The sequence below is a fragment of the Pseudomonas sp. DWP3-1-3b3 genome (assembly GCF_049896305.1).
Lineage (GTDB): Bacteria > Pseudomonadota > Gammaproteobacteria > Pseudomonadales > Pseudomonadaceae > Aquipseudomonas > Aquipseudomonas azotoformans_A.
In genome coordinates this window covers 63,691-80,727 of sequence record NZ_JAFCUA010000014.1, presented here as the reverse complement: position 1 = coordinate 80,727, position 17,037 = coordinate 63,691, and the positions used below count along the sequence as shown (strand labels likewise).

Sequence of the window (17,037 nt, the reverse complement as noted above, 5' to 3'; positions counted from 1 at the left end):
CGGTGTTGTTGTTTGAGCCAGCCAAAGTATGTAGGTGGGTATCGGCGGCGAGACGTGAATCTGAAATGGCTTTTTCAACGGACAACATAAACGCAGACCCCGCCCGATGAACGGGCAGGGTGCCTGAGGGGGTGTCAGGTCAAATGTGTCATACCCATTCCGGCGGGTGGGCGGGCTTTGAGTACCTCAATGAGTTGGGACAAGTAATAGAACCGCAGCGGTTTCAGGGGCTCCCAACGCTCGACGAAAAACTGGCCTTTTTCGTCAATATGAATCGGCGTGGCGAGCACTTCATTGCTGCGCGAAAAATGCGCCAGGTTGATCTCGCTGTCGGTCGGCCGTTCGATGATGAACTGCCCTGGCTCGGTGAGTCGGGACCGGTTCGGCGGCGGTGCGGTGAGCTGTACGCGTATTCCGGCAGTACCCACTTCGATCTTGAAGTCGCTACGCAGCGCTGGGCCATAGCCTTCTTCAATGGCCTGCCAAACGCCAGTGTGCAAGTGCCTGGCCAGCTCAGGCGCGACATCGCGCACGTGCAGGCTGACGGCATCCTGCAATTGTGCAATGCCTGGCACACCTATGTGCATATCGGTGTGGCTGCTACCCATGAAGGCCACCCACTTGTGCGGCCCACGGGCGAGTTGGTCAGCCTTGATCACTTCGTTGGCGAAGTAGCTGAACAGTTCGCTGCGCGCGGCATGGCCACCGAGTCCTTTGACGTGATAGCTGGACGTGCAGTCCAGTGCACGCACACGAATCCCGTATTTATTGGCGGCCTTGACCACACTGGAAAAGGTGTTCGGGCCCGTATAACGCGGCATGTGGCCGGCGTCCAGGCTGGCCAGGTAGTGCTTCAGGCTGTCCGGCATGACCAGGGTGCGATGATACGTATCGAGGGCTTCCTGATGCAGGTCAGTGAGCAGGTGTTCGATGTACAAGGTTTTGACGCCCTGCTTTTTTAGCACCTTCATGGAGTCGATCAGCAGCCGCTTGCTCGATTGCGCGATATGGGCTTCGCCGATGACCAGGCCGAGTTTATGCAGGTACAGCCGTTCAAAGAACATTGAATCGCTGGTCGCCGTAGCCAGGTGAGCCAGTGAGCCGCGTTGGGGCACGGTGTAATCGGTGAAAGCCGCTTTTGCGGCATTCTGCAGGCGTTTGCGGGTTTGGCTGAAGGTGTTCAGCGCAGCAGCGTGTTTTGGGTTTTGTTGGTAGTAGTGGGTGTCCAGGCCTCGGTGGCTTTGTCTCATCACATTGATGTCTGTCCGCATGGCCTGGGGCAGGTCGTATTCAGCGTAGTGCGTTATGGTTGCCGGCGCCGTGACAGGTGCTCCGGGACTTTGCAGGGCGACATGGGTGGTTGGCATCGACAGCACGTAGTCGCCACGGGACTGGGTGCTGGTGGCGTTGTCGGGCTTGATACCGATGGGCTGGCCGGGTGCTGTGTCTTCTACGCGCAAGGCCAGGGTGTTTTGCAAGTCCGCCAAGCCGGCAACCCGTTCATAAGTGCCTAGGCGGTTCGCATCCACCAATGCCAGCCAGCCTTCGTCGGGGCTATTTTTCAGGTGGTGCTCTATCGCTGAGTGCGAGTAGAAGTTGCGTAGTTTGCTGCTGCGCGGGATAAGACGCGGGCTGTCGCTCAGTGCCAATACGTGGTCCATATGGTAGGAGGCGGCGGCATCCAGGCCGTCGATTGTGATATTCAGGCGCTGGGTTTCGAGCAACAGCTTGCGGTAGGTGAACGGTGCCTCGGGCGCAAACCCGAGGGCTTGGTCCACTTGTGTCAGATGGCGTTCGATCTGGCGCAACGCGTGGGCCTTGTTGCCGCTGAGTTGGTTGTTGAGGACTTTGAGTTTGCGATGGAACAGGTCGCGGGGCAGGTTCTCGATATACACACGCTTGAGCCCCTGCTCGGCAAGGCCGGGCAGTTGTTCAATCAACAGCTGTTTACTGGCGATGGAGTTATTGGCAGCGCCGATGATCAAGCGTTTATCGCGACTGAACAGGGCCTTGAGGATTTCGCTGTGCGTCGTATCGGTCGCCAATGTGGGCGGTGGGGCTTTGGGGGCTGGGGTAGGTAGTGCCTGAAAGAAGGCGTCGGCGCGCTGGCCCAGTAGTTCCACTTTGTTGCCATACGCTGTACGCAAGGGCGCAGACTCGGTAAAAGCGTTGCTTTGAGCGGCTGCACCCAGTTCAAGGTCCATCTCCTCCAGTCTCTGCTTGAAGTCAGCGTCGAGCAGGCTGCGGAACGTCTTGGCCTGGTCCGGCGCTACGTCGAAGGCTTCCAGCGGGCTGCTCTCGTCGGCGAGCAGCTTTTCATATTTCTTGCGTCCGCCACCGGCCAAGCCGCTACGTACCCACAGCCCGTCCGCGCTCTGGTTGACCAACCGGGCAGTGGAGTGCAACTGGCCAGTGAGCGGGTCGTGGCGGTACAACAAATTGCGGCCCAGTGCATCCGGGGCTTGTGGCGCCCACAGGGATCGTCCCTCGAACAGCACGGGATGCATGCCTTCTGGCGTGAGCGTGTCCAACTGGCGGATCACGGCGCTTTGTGTGGCATGCGGGCCGCTATGGATCAGCGGGCGCAAGGGCTTGAAGGCACCTTTTAACGCTGGGCGTACATCGAATAGCAGTGCACCGCCGACATTGGCCAGGTAGCCGAGGTAATGCTGCAAGGCGTTGTCTTTATCGTTCTGGTGATAGGCATTCAGGGCGAGCATCGCGTCCTTGAAGGCTAGCAATCCGCCCAATGTCAGGCTCAGCAGGGGGAACGGCATGGTGGCCACGGCGGTTACCCATTCGATACAGGACCAGAGAATACCGGTGATCATTTGGGTGCGATTGACCGTGGTGGCATGCACGTCGTCGATCTTGCGTTGCAGGTTCATGTTGTAGAACTCGTGGTGCAGATCGGTGAGCGGTGAGATGTGCTGGGTGCTGTCGTGTCGGGCGGGGCTCGGAGTGGTGCGGTTGATGTCGTCCGGCAACCCCTGGGCAGCATTTCTCAGGAACAACCCGACTCGCGCTACGGATTGCAGCGGCACGCGCGCGCACCAGTAGGCGAGCATGCCCTCGATTTTTTTCAACAGGTAGTTGAACAGCCTCGCTTCGCGAAAGCTGATGCCGTCGGGTGCGTCAGGGGTGTAGAGCAGCACCGGATTGTTGCCATGGCTGAACAAGTAGTTGCCTAGCACCCAATCGCCATCGATGAACAGGCGGTGGACTTTATAGGTGTTGCGCGCGGTGGTGCCGCTGTCCGCCAGGCTGTCGATAGCGCGTTCAAGCCAGGCCAGGTCGACACTGGCGATGTGGCCTTTAAGGCGTGACTCCAGTGCGGCACTTTTCATCTGTAATTGCCCAATCGCCAGTACTGCATCACGGCGTTCGCCATAGCCCGGGCTGTCACTGTTTTGTAAACGTCGGCGAACCTCATCGGTATACCGTTGACCGATCCAGACGCCGGTGACAGAGCGCGCAACCTTTTGTGCGGTGAGCGCGCTCAAATCGACGCCGGGCGGGCCACGGAAGGTGGCGGACGCGGAAAACTTTTCATCGAGAAAACCCACACCGTCTGCGTACCCGTCACGGTACAGCGTGGTGTAGGACACGGACGGTGGTGCGCCGAGCAAAGGCTTGGGCGAGTAGACAATGACACTGTCCGGGTCGACGTCGTTTTGTCGGCGGCCCAGGAGCGTATTGAGGCTGAGTTTGGCCTTCTCATGCAGAAAACGTTCGAACGGCGGAAAATTGGCTTCGGCGTCGGGCCTGGCGTTGTAAGTTCGCAGGGCGCCGGACGCGCCGTCCGCCAGGCTCGCCAGGCGCATGCGGTCCGCTGCCGAGGCCGCGCGATACCAGGCCGGTGAGCTGAACTGATAGTCGTCCAACTGCACGGCCAGCCGATGTGCCGCCATTGCATCCAGGCAGTCTGTGTGGCTGCAGGGTTGGCCGAACGTTACCTCCAGATACTCTTGCGCGTCGGGGCGCAAACGGATGCCCCGCAGGAAATCGCGCATTTTTGCCTGAAAGCGCAGGGGCACTTGTTCAAACAGGTAATCCCCGAGGGTTCGCCCATTGACGCGGGCCTTGTGGTCGGTCCAGCCGATGATATGGCTTTGGCATTCACGCAGGGTGTTGAATGCGAAGAACTGTTGGTTTCTCGGCGCGTCCGGGGTGCACAGCAACAAACGCTTGACCTGGCCGTCGGCATCATCTTCGCGCAGCAGCCACAGATCGTTGAGTTGTGCACCGTGGAGCAGGACCGTCTGTGCACACAGCTGTGGGCGCGGGTGTTCGCGCAAGTCTTCGAACCGTTGTAGATCGTCCTGGCTCAGATGGCCTTGAAGTGCGGCGACGGTGGCCATGGCCACAAGGCGCTGGTCGAAAAAGTTGCGTGCGGCCAGTTTGATTTCTGGCGTACCCAGCATGGCTTTCTGGATGTTGGCGAAGTCCAGGCGCGGTTGCAGGTCTTGCAGCAGCTGAACCAGGTTTTGCACGCTGAGTTCGGCGTGCGCTTCGTCGAGCGGTGCGCCGGCATAGCTCAGTGTGCTGTCTTCCAGAAAGGCCGATCCCGGCGTGTTATCGCCGGGGTGCAGGCCGCGCAGGGTCAGTTCCACCAGTGAACGCTGCTGGTCATAGGCGCCGACCTTGGCAACGGTACGCCGGGTGGTGATCTGCAGCAGTTCCGGGTCCAGGTCATAGATGTCCAGCTCGTCGGCCAGGTGTTCGGCCCATTGATGCCGGGCCAGGGCGTGGGGTGTCGCTGCAGGGCCGAACAGGTCGAGGAACGCCTGACGCGCCTGGTTGTAATCGTGCAAGTGTTGGTCAAGCGCGTCGCGTCGGGCCTTGGTCGCGCTGCGATACCAGTCGGGCAGGGCGTTGAACAGGTCGCGCTCCAGCAAGCGTTGGGTACGAAAGTCCAAGCGCAGGCTCAGGTCCGGCAAGGCGGCCTGGATGGCCTGGTCGAGGTGTTGCTTGAGTTGTACGGGATCGAGTTGGTTGCTTTGCGCCAGGTTCAAGGCGTGGGTGATGTCGAGTGCGCGTTTGTCGAGCAGGGCTTGGTAGACGTGTTCGAACAGCGGCTGGTCCTCGATCGGCTGTAACTCCAACGGGAAAATGCCCATCGGGTCCAGGTGCTGGTAGCGCACCGGCAAATGGCGGTTGAACTCGGCCCGACCGGCGCTCGTCGCCAGTGTCGCCTTCAGGCCTTGGTCAAGGTCGCTGAGTGAGTCGAAGGGCTCCAGCCCGCGTGAAGGCGTGAATAACAACACTGGGCCAACTGGCACAGTGGCGGTCAGGCTGTCGAGCGTGGGGCTGGCCAGGCGTGTCAGCACGAAGGCACCCGCGAATGCCACCCTGTGGTCCTGGTAGCTGAAGGTCAAGGCGTACATGCCGGGACGGAGCGTCGGCACGCGAGAGCAATCTTCAAGCATCAGCAAGTCGTGAGGCCGCAACAGGGCGTCGTTGACGTTGAGGCGAGTCTCCTGCTCCAGCGCCTTGATACCGGCGGTCGATGTCATGTAGGTCTTGCGGCTTTGGCCATTGACGGTGCTGGTCTCGTCCAGGCTTTGCAAATCGTTGTTCAGGCGGGTGCTGAGGGCGGCTGTGTCCAGCCCTTCATAAAGGGCGCGGGCCTGGATCATGTAGGCGTTGTTGATGCGCTTGAGTGCAGCGTTCAGGGTGTCCAGTGCCAGCCGCTCGGTTGGCAAGGGGACGGGGCGCCGACTATGCGCGCGCAGCGTCGGGTCGATCTCCAGCAGATGACGATGGATCTGTTGCAGGGTGGGTAAGGCGTGAGGGGGATTCGGCGTACTCATCGGCACGGCACCAGGGTGATGAATGGAATCATCAGCATGGCGAGCGGCGCAGCGCGCCCGGCTGTAGATACGTATGCGCCGGCATGCTCATCAAGGCCCTGTGTTGTGTGCTAGTCTGCGGGCCCTTTTAGATCTGGAGGGCACGGGGAATCGTGCCGTCCTACAGCGGAGCACCTTCATGTCCGAAGTTAATCTGTCCACCGACGAAACCCGCGTCAGCTACGGCATTGGCCGTCAACTGGGCGACCAACTGCGCGACAACCCACCACCGGGCGTGAGCCTGGACGCAATCCTGGCCGGTCTGACCGACGCCTTCGCCGGCCAGCCAAGCCGTGTGGACCAAGAGCAAATGGCCGCCAGCTTCAAAGTGATCCGTGAAGTCATGCAAGCCGAAGCGGCTGCCAAGGCTGAAGCGGCTGCTGGCGCTGGCCTGGCCTTCCTGGCTGAAAACGCCAAGCGCGATGGCATCACCACTCTGGCTTCCGGCCTGCAATTCGAAGTGTTGACCGCAGGTGACGGCGCCAAGCCGACCCGTGAAGACCAGGTACGCACTCACTACCACGGCACCCTGATCGACGGCACTGTGTTCGACAGCTCCTACGAGCGCGGCCAGCCTGCAGAATTCCCGGTTGGCGGCGTGATCGCCGGCTGGACCGAAGCCCTGCAACTGATGAATGCCGGCAGCAAATGGCGCCTGTACGTGCCGAGCGAACTGGCTTACGGCGCTCAAGGCGTTGGCAGCATCCCGCCGCACAGCGTTCTGGTGTTTGACGTCGAGCTGCTCGACGTTCTGTAAGACCTGCATCCCCGCTGTATGTGGGAGCTGGCTTGCCTGCGATAGCATCACCTCGGTAGCAGGGTTAACCGAGTCGTCTACATCGCGGGCAAGCCCGGCTCCCACATAAAGCTGGTGCATTTAGGCTTTGCTTCATGGATGGAACTTGCCATTCAGTTCCGTCGCCGGGCGCAACGCTCGGGCATAGCAGAACAGAAACAGATTGCGCACCACTTCCTTCAACACGCCGGGTTCGCTTGAACTCAGTCCGTTGACGTCCAGGTCGCCCTGGTCTTGCAGTTCATTCAGCGCTTCTTCTTCCAGTACCGCACAGACTTCACCGGTTTCCCGATGCAGGATCCGCAGGTAAGGGTGTGGGCGGTCCAGCCAGGCGTCTATCAAATAAGTCATGGGTCTCATCTCCTTGATGGGTTTCAATGAGAATAATTCTTATTCGTGAAATAGCAAGTGCCTATTGGCGGTTTCTGGGTTTTTCTGTGTGGATATTGCGCGGGATCAAACAAGAGGGCGAAACGCCATCCCGCGGCGGGCGCGGGATGGAGGCAGCCTATTCAGACTTTGCGCACGAACTCGGACTTGAGCTTCATCGGGCCGATACCGTCGATCTTGCAGTCGATATCGTGGTCGCCGTCGCACAGGCGGATGTTCTTGACCTTGGTGCCGACCTTCACCACCAGGGAAGTGCCCTTGACCTTGAGGTCCTTGATCACGGTGATGGTGTCGCCGTCCTGCAGCACATTGCCGACGGAGTCTTTTTTCACGGCGTCATCGCTGGCTGCTTCGGCCTCGCCATTGGCGGACCACTCATGGGCGCATTCCGGGCAGATCAGCTGGGCGCCGTCTTCGTAGGTGTATTCGGAATTGCATTTCGGGCAGGGTGGCAACGTGCTCACTAAGGCTCCTTGAGAGTCAGGATGGCTAAAGGGCGCACATTATATAGGGTTTTGTAGTCTTACAGGTTGTATGAAATCTAAATGTGGGAGGGGGCCCTCCCACATAGGCCCACGTTTTAGTGCGTACGCGCAACCGCGAACTCACTCAGCTCGACCAGGGCGTCGCGGTATTCGCTGGCGGGAAGGGCTCCCAGGCACTGGATGGCACGGGCCACGTAGTCACGCGCCAGTTGCGCGGTGTACTCCAGCGAACCCGAGGCTTCCACGGCGGCGCGGATGGCCTCCAGGTCTTCGATCCCGCCTTTCTGAATCGCCTTGCGCACCAGGGCGGCCTGTTCCGGCGTGCCTTCGCGCATGGTGTAGATCAGCGGCAGGGTTGGCTTGCCTTCAGCCAGGTCATCACCGACGTTCTTGCCCAAGGTTTCAGCGTCGCCCTTGTAGTCGAGCAGGTCGTCGACCAGTTGGAACGCCACGCCCAGGTGATCACCAAAGGTGCGCAGGGCTTCGGCCTGTTCGGCCGTTGCACCGCACAACGCAGCGGCGCTGTGGGTGGAGGCTTCGAAGAGCATTGCGGTTTTGCCGCGGATCACTTCCATGTAGGTTTCTTCGGTGGTGCTGGCGTCGCGGACCTTCGACAGCTGCAACACTTCGCCTTCGGCGATGATGCGGGTGGCCTGTGAAAGAATCTTCATCACCGGCATCGAGCCGAGTTCAACCATCATTTCGAACGAGCGCGAGTACAGGAAGTCGCCCACCAGCACGCTTGGGGCATTGCCCCACATGGCATTGGCGGTCTCGCGGCCACGGCGCATGCCGGACATGTCGACCACGTCGTCATGCAGCAGGGTGGCGGTGTGCAGGAATTCGATCGTGGCTGCCAGCAGGCGCAGGTCATCGCCTTCGCGACCCAGGGCCTTGCCGCACAGCAGCACTAATAAAGGACGCAGGCGCTTACCGCCCGCCGACGTAATATAGTCGCCAATTTTGGAGACCAGCGGCACTTTAGAAGTCAGCTGCTTCTTGATGATGCCGTCGACGGCGCTAAAATCGTCCGCGACCGCGCGGTAGAAAGCTTGGGGTTGCATCAGCGACAGTCGCTCCAGAAGGGTTGCGCGGCATGCTAGGACCCAGGCCCCCCAGTGTCAAGGCGCTCCCAATCACCGTGAAAGCTACTGCGCTCGGTAATCCTGCGTCAAAAACAGGCTCGGAATGCTCATTTACAGCCAGTAAACTCCGCTTCCTCGCCTGTTTTTTCCTTGTCTTCCCTTCGCTCGCTACGCTTTCACGGCGATTGGCGGCCACTTGCAACGCGTCAAAGCCTTGCGTACAATCGCGCACCCTGAACTTCCTGGGCAGCACCTGCCTTACGCAATTGCATTAGGGACGTCCATCCCATGCAGCCATGCCAGCCAATACCTCTTCTTATAAAGCGCTGGGTGAGCAGGATTATCGGAGAAATACCATGTCGTACGCAGTAATTGTTACTGGTGGCAAGCAATACAAAGTCGCCCCAGGTGAATACCTGAAGATCGAAAAACTGGAAGTCGCTACCGGCGAATCCGTTACTTTTGATCGCGTTCTGTTGGTCGCCAATGGCGATGACGTGAACATCGGCGCTCCAGTTGTTGCTGGCGCTACCGTTGTGGCTGAAGTGATCTCCCAAGGTCGTCACGATAAAGTCCGCATCATCAAGTTCCGTCGTCGTAAGCACCACATGAAGCGTATGGGCCACCGCCAGTGGTACACCGAGATCAAAATCACCGGTATTCAGGCTTAATTTCAGCCTAATTCCTCACTAGGAGAATTGACTCATGGCACACAAAAAAGCTGGTGGTAGTACCCGTAACGGTCGCGACTCAGAAGCCAAACGCCTTGGCGTGAAGATGTATGGCGGCCAGAAAATCATTCCGGGCAACATCATCGTGCGTCAGCGCGGCACCCAATTCCACGCCGGTTACGGTGTAGGCATGGGTAAAGATCACACCCTCTTCGCGAAAATCGAAGGCGTGATCAAGTTTGAAGTAAAAGGCGCGTTCAACCGCCGTTACGTGAGCGTTGTCGCAGCTTAATTGCGAGATCGCTGGAAAAGCCCTGTCTTGCGACGGGGCTTTTTCGTTTGTGGGGTGAGTCTCTTGCAAAGCTGTTTGTAATGGGCTCAGGCGCTGGTTTTGCGGTCGCTGATTGAGGTCGCTGCGCTCATTTTTGCAAGAGTCTTATGTCTTGGTTTCTTAAGCTCGTCCGTGCGGCGAGAGGCGTTTTGTTATGAAGTTCGTTGATGAAGTTTCCATCCGAGTAAAAGCAGGCGACGGCGGTAACGGTTGCATGAGTTTCCGTCGCGAAAAATTCATCGAAAACGGTGGCCCCAACGGCGGTGACGGCGGTGACGGCGGTTCCATCTACATGATGGCCGACGAAAACCTCAACACCCTGGTTGACTACCGTTACACCCGGCACTTCGATGCCGAGCGTGGCTCCAACGGCGGCAGCACCGACTGCACCGGTAAAAAAGGTGAAGACCTGGTACTGCGCGTACCGGTTGGCACCACGATCATCGACTCCGCGACCCAGGAAGTGATCGGCGACCTGACCAAGGCCGGCCAGAAGCTGATGGTTGTACAGGGCGGCTGGCACGGTCTGGGTAACACCCGATTCAAGTCCAGTACCAACCGTGCGCCACGCCAGACCACGCCAGGCAAGCCGGGCGAGCAGCGTGACCTCAAGCTGGAAATGAAAGTACTCGCTGACGTGGGCCTGCTGGGTCTGCCGAACGCTGGCAAAAGTACCTTCATCCGCTCGGTTTCGGCCGCCAAGCCGAAAGTCGCCGACTACCCGTTCACCACCCTGGTGCCAAACCTCGGTGTGGTCAGCGTCGACCGTTGGAAAAGCTTCGTGATCGCCGACATTCCCGGCCTGATCGAAGGGGCTTCCGATGGCGCAGGCCTGGGGATTCGCTTCCTCAAGCACTTGTCGCGTACCCGTTTGCTGCTGCACCTCGTCGACATGGCGCCGTTGGATGACACCAGCGCACCGGACGCCGCCGAAGTGATCGTCAGCGAACTGACCAAGTTCAGCCCGGCCCTGGCCGAGCGTGATCGCTGGTTGGTGCTGAACAAGTGCGACCAGATCCTGGAAGAAGAGCATGAAGAGCGCGTCAAGGAAATCGTTGACCGCCTGGAGTGGGAAGGCCCGGTCTACGTGATCTCGGCCATCGCCAAAGAAGGCACCGAGCGCCTGACCCGCGACATCATGCGCTACCTCGAAGACCGCGCCGACCGCCTGGCGGCCGACCCGGTGTTCAAGGCCGAACTGGCTGAGCTTGATCAACAGATCGAAGACGAAGCCCGTGCCCAGCTGCAAGCGCTGGACGACCAGCGTGCCCTGCGCCGCAGCGGCGTGAAGTCGGTCCACGACATCGGTGACGATGATTGGGACGAAGAAGACGTGGATGATGAAGACGGTCCTGAAATCATTTACGTGCGCGACTGATTCGTTGCGATAAACTTGAACGCCGCTCCTGTTAGAGCGGCGTTTTAGTATCCGGGTTTAACGTTATGGGCCGCGCTGGGTCGCGCAGCCCTCAATCTAAGGTTGAAGATGATGCGGAGCAAAGTGACAGGTGCGCAGCGCTGGGTCGTGAAGATCGGCAGTGCGTTGCTGACGGCGGATGGCAAGGGGCTCGATCGCGCAGCCATGAGCGTCTGGGTCGAGCAGATGGTGGCCTTGCATGAGGCCGGTGTGGAGTTGGTGCTGGTGTCGTCCGGGGCGGTTGCCGCCGGGATGAGCCGCCTCGGCTGGACCGCGCGACCCAGCGCGATGCACGAACTGCAAGCCGCCGCCGCCATTGGTCAGATGGGCCTGGTGCAAGCCTGGGAGTCCAGCTTTGCCGAGCACGGCCGCCACACGGCGCAGATCCTGCTGACCCACGACGATCTGTCCGACCGCAAGCGCTACCTCAACGCCCGCAGCACCTTGCGCGCGCTGGTGGAGCTGAAAGTCATCCCGGTGATCAACGAAAACGACACTGTGGTCACCGACGAAATCCGCTTTGGCGACAACGACACCTTGGCCGCCCTGGTGGCCAACCTGGTGGAAGCCGACCTGTTGGTGATCCTCACCGACCGCGACGGCATGTTCGACGCCGACCCGCGCAACAACCCCGAAGCCCAGCTGATCTACGAAGCCCGCGCCGATGACCCGGCGTTGGACGCCGTGGCCGGCAGTGTCGGCGGCGCCCTGGGCCGTGGTGGCATGCAGACCAAATTGCGTGCGGCGCGTCTGGCGGCGCGTTCCGGTGCCCACACCATCATCGTCGGCGGGCGCATCGAGCGCGTGCTGGACCGTCTCAAGGCCGGCGAGCGCATCGGTACGCTGTTGTCGCCGGAGCGCGGCATGCTGGCGGCGCGCAAACAATGGCTGGCCGGTCATCTGCAAACCCGTGGCACCCTGGTGCTGGACGATGGCGCGGTGTCGGCGCTGTCTCAAGGCAACAAGAGCCTGCTGCCGGTCGGCGTCAAGCTGGTGCAGGGCAGTTTCCGCCGGGGCGAGATGGTGGTGTGCGTGGCGCCGGACGGTCGTGAGATCGCTCGCGGCCTGGCCAACTACAGCGCGCTCGAAGCGCAGAAAATCATTGGACAATCCTCCGATGCGATTGTCGGACTATTGGGTTACATGGCCGAACCGGAACTGGTTCACCGCGATAACCTGATCCTGGTCTAACCAAAGGAATACACCATGCGTGTCATGAAGGGATTGCTCGGCCTGCTGTTGGCCATGCCACTGTTGGCCTCGGCTGAAGAAATCGGCCAGGTGTCGACGGTGTTCAAGTTTGTCGGCCCCAACGACCGGATCGTGGTTGAAGCCTTCGATGACCCCAAGGTCGACGGCGTGACCTGCTACCTGTCGCGTGCCAAGACCGGCGGCGTCAAAGGCGGCCTGGGCCTGGCCGAAGACCGCGCCGAAGCCTCGATTGCCTGCCGCCAGGTTGGCCCGATCCGCTTCAAGGGCGAGCTCAAGGACGGCGACGAAGTGTTCAAGGAACGCACCTCCCTGGTGTTCAAGACCATGCAGGTGGTGCGCTTCCTCGACAAGAAGCGCAACACCCTGGTTTACCTGGTGTACAGCGACCGCCTGATCGAAGGCAGCCCGCAAAACGCCGTGACCGCCATTCCGATTTTGCCCTGGCCGACCGCTCAGTAACCTGCAGGCGGGTTTTGCAATCGGCGTCTATGATTGCAGGCTTGCGGGTTGTAATCTCGACGTGCCGCAATGCGAAGAACATGGGATATCTGGAGTTCGTCATGAGTGCTTTCCACGACCTGAAACTCAAAGCTTTGGACGGACAAGAACTGCCGCTGGCGCCCTTCAAGGGGCAAGTTGTGCTGGTGGTGAATGTGGCCTCCAAATGTGGTTTGACCCCGCAATACGCGGCGCTGGAAAACCTTTACCAGCAGTACAAGGACCAAGGGTTTACCGTGCTTGGCCTGCCGTGCAATCAGTTTGCCGGCCAGGAGCCGGGTACCGAAGAAGAGATCCAGGAATTCTGCAGCCTGAATTACGGGGTGACCTTCCCGCTGGGCAGTAAGCTTGAGGTCAATGGGCCTGATCGTCATCAGTTGTACCGCTTGCTGGCGGGCGAGGGTGCCGAGTTTCCTGGGGACATCACCTGGAATTTCGAGAAGTTCCTGCTGGGCAAGGATGGGCGAGTGCTTGCACGCTTCTCCCCGCGCACGGCGCCGGATGATCCGACAATCGTCCAGGCCATCGAAAAAGCCCTGAGCTGACCCCCCTTCTGTAGGAGCCAGGCCGGCTCCTGCACTTTTACCCCTTAATCACCCAGATCAATAGTGCTACCCAGCACGCTGCACTCCCCATATTATCCACATCATAAACCCCGACTTCCGTGGAGTGCCCCCATGCCCGTCCAAGCCTTGTTCAAACCCTTCCAGCTCGGTGCGTTGCAGCTGTCGACCCGTGTCGTCATGGCGCCGATGACCCGCTCGTTTTCGCCTGGCGGTGTCCCCAACTCCAAAGTCATCGAGTACTACCGTCGCCGCGCCGCTGCCGGCGTGGGCCTGATCATCACCGAAGGCACCGTGGTCGGCCACCAGGCCTCGAACGGTTACCCCAACGTCCCGCACTTCTACGGTGAAGCCGCCCTGGCTGGCTGGAAGAAAGTCGTCGACGCGGTACACGCCGAAGGCGGCAAGATCGTCCCGCAGCTGTGGCATGTGGGCAGCGTGCGCCGCATCGGCACCGAGCCGGATGCCAGCGTGCCAGCCTACGGCCCGATGGAAAAGCTCAAGGATGGCAACGTGGTCGTGCACGGCATGACCCATCAAGACATCAAGGAGGTGATCAACGCCTTCTCCCAAGCCGCCAAGGATGCCCAGAGCATCGGTATGGATGGCGTTGAAATCCACGGCGCCCACGGCTATTTGGTCGACCAGTTCTTCTGGGAAGGCAGTAACCAGCGCACTGATGAATACGGCGGCAGCCTGGCCAACCGCTCGCGTTTTGCCATCGAGTTGATCCAGGCCACCCGCGCCGCCGTCGGCCCGGACTTCCCGATCATCTTCCGTTTCTCCCAGTGGAAGCAGCAGGATTACACCGCGCGGCTGGTACAAACCCCCGAGGCGCTGGGCGAATTCCTCAAACCGTTATCTGACGCGGGTGTGGACATTTTCCACTGCTCCACGCGCCGTTTTTGGGAGCCTGAATTCGAAGGGTCCGACCTCAACCTCGCCGGCTGGACCCGTCAGCTCACCGGCAAGCCGACCATTACCGTGGGCAGCGTCGGCCTGGATGGCGAGTTCCTGCAATTCATGGTCAACACCGACAAGGTCGCGCAACCGGCCAGCCTCGAGAAGCTGCTGGAGCGCCTGAATAACGATGAGTTCGACTTGGTGGCGGTAGGTCGTGCACTGCTGGTCGACCCAGATTGGGCGTTGAAGGTGCGCGAAGGCCGCGAGGGCGACATCCTGCCTTTCAGTCGTGAGGCGTTGACGACTCTGGTGTGAGTGGCTGGACTCCCTGTGATGACACAGGGAGTTTTATGGCGTTAGGCGTCAGTACTGCGGGCCTTTGTACAGTTCTTTTGTGTGATCGGTTTTGTTCGGGTCTTTATGCCCCGGTTGACCGTAGACAGGCGGTTCTGCTCGAGATTTATCCAACCATTGTTGCTGACGCGTCCATTCGGCGTTTGGCATGTTGACGCCATTGCGTACACCCATTCCGTAAGCTGACATATACCGTATCTCCATTATTGAAAGCCCTGCTCAGATAACAGGTATCAATAATTGGTATTTCGCTTTAAGCAGTTCCTGACTTAAATATAAGGAAAGACTTAGGGTTTCATCGTACGTAAGGCTGTGTAGGAAGCGCAAAGTTTTCGCCGCATACACCCCGTAATTGACGTTCGAACTGTTCGATAATCGCTGGCCAACCCTGGCGGCTTGCATGCTGACGTGCATTCAGGCGCATGCGACGCAGGCTTTCGGCGTCCTCCAGCAGCCAGTTGGCCGCCTCGCAAAACGCGTTCTCATCCCCCGGCATCGCCAGCACGCCGTTGTAGCCATGGCGAATATGCTGGCTCGCCGCTGCCTGATCGTAGGCCACCACACCCAACCCCGACGCCATCGCTTCCAGCACCACATTGCCGAAGGTTTCAGTCAGGCTGGGGAACAGGAACACATCACCTGACGCGTAGTGCCGCGCCAGTTCCTCACCGCGCAAGGTGCCGCAGAAAATCGCCTCCGGCAGCTCCTTTTCCATCGTCGCGCGTTGCGGGCCATCACCGACGATGATCAGCTTCATCTGACGCAGAGGGTAGGTGTCCTGCAAGGTCTCGAAGCAGCGCTTGAGCAACCCCAGGTTTTTCTCCTGGGCCAGCCGTCCCACATAGAGCACGGCGGTTTGCTCACTGTTCAGCGCCCAACTTTCCCGCAATGCATTGTCGCGTTTGGCCGGGTGGAACAACTGGCTGTCCACTCCGCGCGACAACATGCCCAGACGCTCGAAATGCTTGCGTTCCAACTCCAGGCGCTGGCTGGCGCTGGGCACCAGGGTCAGGGTCGAGCGGTTATGGAACCAGCGCAGATAGTGAGTGACCATCCGGCTCAGCAGGCTCAGGCCGTATTGGTTCGAGTACTGCTGAAAGTTGGTGTGAAAGCCGCTGACCACGCTGATCCCCAAACGACGCGCGGCGCGCAGCGCGGACAAACCTAGCGGTCCTTCCGTGGCGATGTACAGCACATCCGGGCGCTGACGGGTCCAGCGCCGCAGCAATTTGTGCATCGACGACTGCCCCCATTGCAGGCCCGGATAACCCGGCAGCGGCCAGCCACGGCACAGCAGCAGGGCGTCGTCGCTGGGGCGGCTCTGGTCGACACCCTGGCGTGGGCGCACCAGCTCGACTTGATGGCCGCGAGCGCGCAAACCCTCGCACAGGCGACCAAGGGTATTGGCCACCCCGTTGATCTCTGGCGGGAAGGTTTCGGTAATGAGGGTGATGTGAAGCGAGGCTGTCGTCATGACCCACAGTGTCGCCGTGGGCCATGTCGTCATTGTGTCATCGAGATGATGGATTTATGACTGGGTCACTTTTTGCTGCTGTGCCATTGCCTCGGCACCTTGTTCACGCACCCAGAACAACGTGGCGCCGGCCACCGCTGCCGGCATCATCAACAGGTTGACCACCGGCACCAGCAGCACCAGATAGACAATCCCACCGAAGCTCATGCTCTGCCAGCGTTTCTGGCGCAGCCAGGCGAGCATCTCGTTCCAGCCCAGCTTGTGGTTATCCGCCGGGTAGTCGATGTACTGGATCGCCATCATCCACACGCCGAACAGCAGCCACAGCGGGGCGGCGATCAGGTTGACCACGGGTATGAACGACAGGATAAACAGGCCGATGGCCCGTGGCAGGAAGTAGCCCAGCTTGCGCATCTCGCGGGCCAGGGTGCGCGGGACCATGGCGATCAACTCGCCCCAGCTGAAGGCCGGGAAATCATCGGTGCCGCGTACCACCACTTCCACTTTCTCCGAGAGAAAACCGTTGAAGGGCGCCGCGATGATGTTGGCCAGCATGGTGAAAGTGAAAAACACCATCAACACCACCAACACGACAAACAGGGGCCAGAGCAGGTAGTTCAGAAAGCTCAGCCAAGTCGGCAGCGTCGGCATCAGATGATCGACCCATAAGCTGAACTGATGACCGGCGAAATAGATCAAGCCGACGAACAGCACCAGGTTGATCACCAGCGGCAGCAGCACAAACAGGCGCAGGCCGGGGCTCAGCACCAGTTTGAGGCCTTCACGCAGGTATTGCGGGCCGGAAAGAGCAGGGGCGGGCATGGAGAACTCCGAACAAAGTGACGAACGCGCCGACCTTACCGGCTTTGTTTAACAGGCGAAAGCGGCGACATCAGTGGTAACAAAGGTGTTGATCAACAGCGGTGACTGCATAGAGACCACCTATGAGCTGGATTGTTATTCCGTATTTCCTTAATCTTGCCCCCCTCGATACGCTGCACCCATT

15 protein-coding genes are annotated in these 17,037 nt (G+C 60.0%); 8 read left to right on the top strand and 7 right to left on the bottom strand.

Annotated elements, in window-relative coordinates:
• Positions 1 to 134 precede the first annotated feature (134 nt).
• Positions 135 to 5,813 carry a membrane-targeted effector domain-containing toxin gene (locus ACP7BX_RS28395; protein ID WP_426131032.1) on the bottom strand — a complete coding sequence of 1,893 codons (5,679 nt, stop codon included), beginning with the start codon at positions 5,811 to 5,813 and terminating at the stop codon, positions 135 to 137.
• Between the two features lie 178 nt (positions 5,814 to 5,991).
• Between ACP7BX_RS28395 and ACP7BX_RS28390 the strand changes: the two genes are divergently transcribed.
• Entirely contained in the window at positions 5,992 to 6,609 is a 618-nt protein-coding gene (locus tag ACP7BX_RS28390) for an FKBP-type peptidyl-prolyl cis-trans isomerase (RefSeq protein WP_016976188.1), read from the top strand.
• Positions 6,610 to 6,741: 132 nt separating this feature from the next.
• Here ACP7BX_RS28390 and ACP7BX_RS28385 read toward each other — a convergent pair whose 3' ends face one another.
• From ACP7BX_RS28385 to ACP7BX_RS28375, 3 genes are all read right to left on the bottom strand, one after another.
• Positions 6,742 to 6,999: a hypothetical protein gene (locus ACP7BX_RS28385; protein ID WP_003194088.1), complete on the bottom strand. Its 258-nt coding sequence runs from the start codon at positions 6,997 to 6,999 to the stop codon at positions 6,742 to 6,744.
• 161 nt (positions 7,000 to 7,160) lie between these two features.
• Complete coding sequence (locus ACP7BX_RS28380) at positions 7,161 to 7,502, bottom strand: zinc ribbon domain-containing protein YjdM (protein WP_008022504.1); 342 nt, start codon at positions 7,500 to 7,502, stop codon at positions 7,161 to 7,163.
• 116 nt (positions 7,503 to 7,618) lie between these two features.
• The gene (locus ACP7BX_RS28375; protein ID WP_426131035.1) at positions 7,619 to 8,587 is read right to left on the bottom strand and encodes a polyprenyl synthetase family protein; all 969 of its coding nucleotides are present in this window, start codon (positions 8,585 to 8,587) and stop codon (positions 7,619 to 7,621) included.
• 377 nt (positions 8,588 to 8,964) lie between these two features.
• On the opposite strand from ACP7BX_RS28375, the gene rplU reads away from it, so the two are divergent.
• The 7 genes from rplU (at position 8,965) to ACP7BX_RS28340 (ending at position 14,518) form a co-directional block, all read left to right on the top strand.
• Positions 8,965 to 9,279 carry a 50S ribosomal protein L21 gene (gene rplU / locus ACP7BX_RS28370; protein WP_007950961.1) on the top strand — a complete coding sequence of 105 codons (315 nt, stop codon included), beginning with the start codon at positions 8,965 to 8,967 and terminating at the stop codon, positions 9,277 to 9,279.
• Positions 9,280 to 9,313: 34 nt separating this feature from the next.
• Positions 9,314 to 9,571 carry a 50S ribosomal protein L27 gene (rpmA, locus tag ACP7BX_RS28365; RefSeq protein WP_003176049.1) on the top strand — a complete coding sequence of 86 codons (258 nt, stop codon included), beginning with the start codon at positions 9,314 to 9,316 and terminating at the stop codon, positions 9,569 to 9,571.
• Positions 9,572 to 9,764: 193 nt separating this feature from the next.
• The gene (cgtA, locus tag ACP7BX_RS28360) at positions 9,765 to 10,988 is read left to right on the top strand and encodes an Obg family GTPase CgtA (protein ID WP_016976186.1); all 1,224 of its coding nucleotides are present in this window, start codon (positions 9,765 to 9,767) and stop codon (positions 10,986 to 10,988) included.
• Between the two features lie 111 nt (positions 10,989 to 11,099).
• Positions 11,100 to 12,218 (top strand): glutamate 5-kinase, encoded by a 1,119-nt coding sequence (proB, locus tag ACP7BX_RS28355; protein ID WP_038842176.1) that lies wholly within the window; start codon positions 11,100 to 11,102, stop codon positions 12,216 to 12,218.
• 15 nt (positions 12,219 to 12,233) lie between these two features.
• Positions 12,234 to 12,698 (top strand): CreA family protein, encoded by a 465-nt coding sequence (locus ACP7BX_RS28350; protein ID WP_015885841.1) that lies wholly within the window; start codon positions 12,234 to 12,236, stop codon positions 12,696 to 12,698.
• Between the two features lie 101 nt (positions 12,699 to 12,799).
• Positions 12,800 to 13,282 carry a glutathione peroxidase gene (locus tag ACP7BX_RS28345; protein WP_071489177.1) on the top strand — a complete coding sequence of 161 codons (483 nt, stop codon included), beginning with the start codon at positions 12,800 to 12,802 and terminating at the stop codon, positions 13,280 to 13,282.
• A gap of 132 nt (positions 13,283 to 13,414) precedes the next feature.
• A complete protein-coding gene (locus ACP7BX_RS28340) occupies positions 13,415 to 14,518 on the top strand; it encodes an NADH:flavin oxidoreductase (RefSeq protein WP_426131037.1) in 1,104 nt (367 codons plus the stop codon).
• A 48-nt stretch (positions 14,519 to 14,566) separates the two neighbouring features.
• Here the strand turns inward: ACP7BX_RS28340 and ACP7BX_RS28335 are convergent, their stop codons facing one another.
• From ACP7BX_RS28335 to cysZ, 3 genes are all read right to left on the bottom strand, one after another.
• Positions 14,567 to 14,746, bottom strand: a complete 180-nt coding sequence (locus ACP7BX_RS28335) for a hypothetical protein (protein ID WP_207041576.1) — start codon at positions 14,744 to 14,746, stop codon at positions 14,567 to 14,569.
• A gap of 106 nt (positions 14,747 to 14,852) precedes the next feature.
• Entirely contained in the window at positions 14,853 to 16,031 is a 1,179-nt protein-coding gene (locus tag ACP7BX_RS28330) for a glycosyltransferase family 4 protein (protein WP_426131040.1), read from the bottom strand.
• Between the two features lie 54 nt (positions 16,032 to 16,085).
• On the bottom strand, positions 16,086 to 16,853 hold the full coding sequence (cysZ, locus tag ACP7BX_RS28325) for a sulfate transporter CysZ (RefSeq protein ID WP_033896192.1): 768 nt from the start codon (positions 16,851 to 16,853) through the stop codon (positions 16,086 to 16,088).
• Positions 16,854 to 17,037: the final 184 nt, after the last annotated feature.